This is a genomic window from Micromonospora palythoicola, from assembly GCF_036689795.1.
Lineage (GTDB): Bacteria > Actinomycetota > Actinomycetes > Mycobacteriales > Micromonosporaceae > Micromonospora > Micromonospora palythoicola.
Genome location: NZ_JBAGKI010000127.1, coordinates 1 through 5065, shown reverse-complemented (window position 1 = coordinate 5065; position 5065 = coordinate 1). Strand labels below are relative to the sequence as shown.

Sequence of the window (5065 nt, the reverse complement as noted above, 5' to 3'; positions counted from 1 at the left end):
GGGGGGCCGGGGGGGGGGGGGCGGGCCCCCGCCGGGGGCGCCGGGGGGGGGGGGGGGGGGGGGGGCGCCCCCCCCCCCCCCCCCCCCCCCCGCTGGTGGTGGATGGCTGGTCCGCCCGCCGTGACGAGGATCAGCGGCGGGGCTTGGGTGCGATGCGGGGCAGGACGTACGGCGGGCCGGCGAGGATCAGGTCGGACTTGATCTCGTGGTAGGCCAGCTTGGGCTGGTAGTTCTCGTCCATGATGGTGGCCAGGCCCTCCGGCGGGTCGTCGAACCAGCCCGGCACCCAGGAGTGCTTGTCGCTGAAGCCCCAGACGGTGTACGAGAGGCAGCTGCGGACGAGCAGGCAGGCCTTCATCAGCACGCTGTGGTTGGCGGCCGACGCCTGCAACCTGGGGTTGATCTCCTCGGAGTTGCCGGCCTGGACCGGCTCGGTCATCTGGCTGCGGACGTCGACCTCGGTGAACGCGGTCGCCACGCCGAGCGAGGTGAACTTCTTCAGCGCCTCGGTCACCTGGAAGGTGCTGAAGTTGCCGTACTGGGTGCCGAGGTGGCCCTGCGCGCCGACGCCGTCGATCGGCACGCCCTGGGCGCGCAGCCGCTTCACCATGTCGTAGACGAACTGGGTCTTGTCGTCGGCCGGGTTGCCGGAGCCGAACGCCTCGATGTTGTAGTCGTTGTAGAACAGCAGCGCCCTGGGGTCGGCGGCGCGGGCCCACCGGAACGCGTCAGCGATGTAGCCGGGCCCGAGGTTCTCGGCCCAGAAACCCTTGTAGTGCAGGGTGGGCGGGGTGTCCCAGGGGTCGCTGACCGCCTCGTTGACGACGTCCCACTGCCAGATCTTGCCCTTGTAGCGCTTGACCACCGTGGTGATGTGCTTGCGCAGCAGCTCGCGCAGCTCCTGCTTGCTGATGGAGCCGTCGGCGACCCCTTCGGTCAGCCACTGCGGCAACTGGTTGTGCCAGACGAGCACGTGACCCCGCACGCTCTGGCGGTTGCGCTTGGCGAAGTTGACGAGCTGGTCGGCCGGCTCCCAGTTGTAGGTGCCGCGAGTGGGTTCGAGGCTCTCCCACTTCATGGCGTTCTCCGCGGTGACCGAGACGAACTCGGAGGCGGCGATCTTGCGGTATTCCGGGTCGGCGGTGTCGTTGAGGGCGTCCGCGCTGACCGCGGTGCCGATCTGCAGGCCGTGGCGCAGGCCGAGGGCGCCGAGGGTCTGTGCGGTCGGGTCGTACGGCCGGCCGGCCGTGGCCGGCACCATGTTCAATGTCGCCGCGGTCGCGACGGCGACCGCACCGACGGCCATCCACCGTCTCAACTTCATCTGCATTCCTCTCGATCTTCGATCGACATATGTCGATCATGAAGTGCCGGGTTCGGACCGGTGCTGAGCAGGTTGGCAGCGCTGGCGGCGCTCTGGCCGGACACGACACGTGCCGGAAAGGGCGCCGATACTTTTCCGAATTTCGATCGGTAACTTGGCCGAAACGTTAGGGCCATCGATGCGCGCAGTCAACCACGAAGACTTCCGGAAGTCGGCCGTGTGCACTGCTGGAACGTCCGGTTTACAACCGGAAACTTCCGGATCCAGCTCCGGCTGCCCGACTCGGCTGAGCCCGCCGCCCGTGCCGGAAGTGGCCGGGCCGGCTCGCTCCCGCGGGTTCCGTGGACGAGGTCGAGCCGGCCCGGGGCCGGGAGCCCGCCGGCGGTGGGTCGACCGGAGGCGGGCGGGTGGGTCGACGCGGGATCAGTGTTCGAGATAGGTGGCGTGATCGAAGTCGGCGTAGCGGCCGTCGCCGCCGATGTCCTGCACCCAGAGGCCGAGCAGGGCGCCGGTGAAGCCCCAGGCCGCCGGTTCGCCGTCGACGATCCGGGCCGCGTGCTCGTCCGAGAGGATGGTGGCGTCCAGCTCGACCGGCAGCCACCGCCAACCGTCACCCAGGTCGTACGCGAAGCGCAGCACCGGGCCGTCGAAGGTGACCCGCAGGCCCACCCGCAGCCGGCCGCCGGTGTCGACGGTCAGCTGTGGATACGCGGTGCGGTGGCCACCGTCGCAGCTGAGCAGCTCCAGCACGGAGCGTCCGTCGTCGGCCCGGGTCAGGTAGAGGTGGTGCCAGTTCTCGGTGTTGTAGTAACCGGTGATGCCCGCCAGATGCCGGTGGTCGCCCGGGTCGAACTCGACGACGGTCTCCAGTGAACAACGCACCGCGCCCACCGGCCGTGCCACCAGACTCGGCGTCTGCTTACCGACGGGGGACTGGCCACCGTGCACCCGCAGGTGCGAGGGGCGGGAGCGCAGGTCGATCCAATCGTCCGTCGCCGGGCGGCGCAGGGTCGACCAGCCGGCGCCCAGTCGGGGGGCGTCGAAGTGGTCGGTGGCCGGCTCGTCGGGCCACGGATGGGCCGGCAGGTCCGGAGCGGGGATCTCGTCGGCCGGCACCCGGCCGGACACGCACGGCCAGCCGCCCGGCGACCAGTCGACCTTCTGGATCGCGGTCTCCCGACCGAGGACACAGTTGCCGAGCGGCGTGTAGGGACGGCCCACCAGGTGGGCGAGATACCACTCGCCACGCTGGGTGCGCACCAGGCTGCCGTGGCCGGCCTTCTGCAGCGTCAGGTCCGGACGGCCGACCGAGGTGAGCAGCGGTCCGGCCGGGTCCACCTCGTACGGTCCGAACAGCTCCCGTGACCGGGCCACCGTGACCTGGTGCTCCCAGCTGGTGCCGCCCTCGGCGGTGACCAGCCAGTACCAGCCGTCGTGCCGGTAGAGGTGCGGTCCCTCGGTCAGACCGACCTCGGTGCCGGTGAAGATGATCCGGGGTCGGCCGACCAGTTGCCGTCGGGCCGGGTCATACTGCTGAATCTCGATGCCACCGAAGCGGTCGCGCCCCGGCCGCCAGTCAGCACTCATCGCCAGCAACCAGGAGGTGCCGTCGTCGTCGTGGAACAGCGCGGCGTCGAAGCCGTGCGAGTGCAGTCGTACCGGGTCCGACCACGGTCCCGTGATGGTCGGCGCGGTGGTGAGGAAGTTCTGTGCGTCCCAGTAGCCGCTGGCGAAGCTGGCGACGTCGCTGTAGACAAGGTGGAACAACCCGTCGTGGTACGTGAGGTCGGGTGCCCAGATCCCGTTGGAGTCGCCGCAGCCGCGCAGGTCGAGCAGGCGGCGTTCGGTGATGATGCCGCCGAGTTCCCGCCAGTGGACGAGGTCTCTCGAGTGGTGCACCCGGACCCCGGGATACCACTCGAAGGTCGAGGTCGCCAGATAGTAGTCGTCGTCGACCCGCAGGATGGACGGATCCGGATGAAAGCCGGTCAGAACGGGGTTGCGGATCGACCGGACGATGGCGACGTCTGCGATCTCGGTCGACATGTTCGACTCCTTCAGGTCACGATCCCGGTTTCCTCCCGGAAATACTCCGGAAATACCGGGATGGCGCTCACGGTATCGGCTGGCGTCCGCTCGCGACACCCCCTTGACCGGCGACGCAAAGCCGTCGTAACGTGCCGGCCATCACGTCGAAAATATCGGTATCGAAGCGAAACTTGCGATCCCGCTTTCATGGCCGCCGCTGATCGCGGTGGTGTTCCCTCCGCGTTACTACGCCTCCCGAAGGGATTAACCATGACATCGCACCTCACCCGCCGGTCGCTGCTGGGGCTGGCCGGCGCGGGCGCCGGCGCGCTCCTGCTCGGCGCCTGCGGGGATGGGGACAGCGGCGCTTCCGCGAGCCCGCAGAAGATCAGATGGTGGCACGTCCAGGACGCCGAGCCGATGCTCAGCGTCTGGGCTGATCTGGCCCGGCAGTACGAGGGCGCACACACCCACGTCACGATCGACGTGCAGCCGCTCGAGGTCGAGGCATTCAAGACCAAGTTGAACGGCGCGGTCGAGGCCGCGCTGCCGCCGGACCTGTTCCAGTCGTGGGGTGGCGGCGCACTGCAGCAGCAGGTGGAGGCCGGCCTGGTCAAGGACATCACCAGCGAGGTCCAGGGCTGGATCGGGCAACTGCTGCCCGCCTCGTTGCAGCCGTACACGGTGAACGACAAGATCTACGGCATTCCGTTCGACATCGGCATGGTCGGCTTCTGGTACAACCGGGACCACTTCGCCAAGGCCGGCATCGAGACGCCGCCGAAGACCTGGAGCGAACTGCTGCAGGTGGTCAACAAGCTCAAGGCCGTCAACATCGCCCCGATCGCGCTCGGCGGCAAGGACAAGTGGCCCGGGCACTACTACTGGGCGTACCTGGCGATGCGGATCGGCGGTCTCGAGGCGCTGCGGCAGGCGGCCGAGGACCGTAACTTCGACACCCCGGTCTTCGTCGCCGCCGGCGAACGCCTCCGCGAACTCGTCGACATGCAGCCGTTCCAGCAGGGCTACCTGCGCGCGGAGTACGGGTCCGAGACCGGACAGGCCGCGACGATGGGCAACGAGGAGGCCGCCATGGAGCTGATGGGCCAGTGGGCACCGTCGGTGCAGGCGTCCTCCTCGACCAGCAAGCGTGGCCTCGGTGACCGACTCGCCTTCTTCCCGTTCCCGGCGGTCGAGGACGGCAAGGGCTCGGCCACCGACGCGTTCGGCGGCGGCAACGGCTTCGTGGTCGGCCGCGACGCGCCGCCCGCCACCGTGGACTTCCTCCGGACGCTGCTGCAGGCGAGGAACCAGCGCCGGGCCGCGCAGACCGGTGCGGTGCTGCCCACCAACCAGGCCGCGGCCGGCGGGATCAAGGATCTGAACAACCAGGTCGTGGCGGCGAACCTCGGCATCGCGACCGGCTTCCAGCTCTACCTCGACCAGGCGTACCCACCGGCGGTGGGCGCGCAGGTCAACGAGAGCGTGGCGCAGCTGATCGCGGGCACCAAGCGGCCGGACCAGATCGTCAAGGACATCACCAGGGTGGCCAAGAAGCAGTAACGGGCGTCGTCGGCGCTCGGGCACCGCGCCGCCGCCGTCCGTCAGCTCGTCGGCGATCCCGCCGGCAGCGTCGAGGGATGAGCGAAGTAGGGAGGGCGCATGGCTGCCAACGACAACCGGACAGTGACCATCGCGGCCATCGCCCGCCTG

General features: G+C 69.4%; 3 protein-coding genes. 1 reads left to right on the top strand and 2 read right to left on the bottom strand.

The window, feature by feature from the left end; genetic code table 11:
• Nucleotides 1–130: 130 nt before the first annotated feature.
• Together V5O40_RS27735 and V5O40_RS27730 are read right to left on the bottom strand one after the other, a co-directional pair.
• A complete protein-coding gene (locus V5O40_RS27735; protein ID WP_332908186.1) occupies nt 131–1324 on the bottom strand; it encodes an endo-1,4-beta-xylanase in 1194 nt (397 codons plus the stop codon).
• 423 nt (nt 1325–1747) lie between these two features.
• Nucleotides 1748–3370 (bottom strand): glycoside hydrolase family 43 protein, encoded by a 1623-nt coding sequence (locus tag V5O40_RS27730; protein ID WP_332908185.1) that lies wholly within the window; start codon nt 3368–3370, stop codon nt 1748–1750.
• Between the two features lie 252 nt (nt 3371–3622).
• Between V5O40_RS27730 and V5O40_RS27725 the strand changes: the two genes are divergently transcribed.
• Nucleotides 3623–4915 carry an extracellular solute-binding protein gene (locus V5O40_RS27725; RefSeq protein ID WP_332908184.1) on the top strand — a complete coding sequence of 431 codons (1293 nt, stop codon included), beginning with the start codon at nt 3623–3625 and terminating at the stop codon, nt 4913–4915.
• Nucleotides 4916–5065 lie beyond the last annotated feature (150 nt).

What these genes read in the sequence shown, in the direction of transcription:
- V5O40_RS27735 (WP_332908186.1), bottom strand. Translation starts at nt 1,324, where the DNA reads ATGAAGTTGAGACGGTGGATGGCCGTCGGTGCGGTCGCCGTCGCGACC.
- V5O40_RS27730 (WP_332908185.1), bottom strand. Translation starts at nt 3,370, where the DNA reads ATGTCGACCGAGATCGCAGACGTCGCCATCGTCCGGTCGATCCGCAAC.
- V5O40_RS27725 (WP_332908184.1), top strand. Translation starts at nt 3,623, where the DNA reads ATGACATCGCACCTCACCCGCCGGTCGCTGCTGGGGCTGGCCGGCGCG.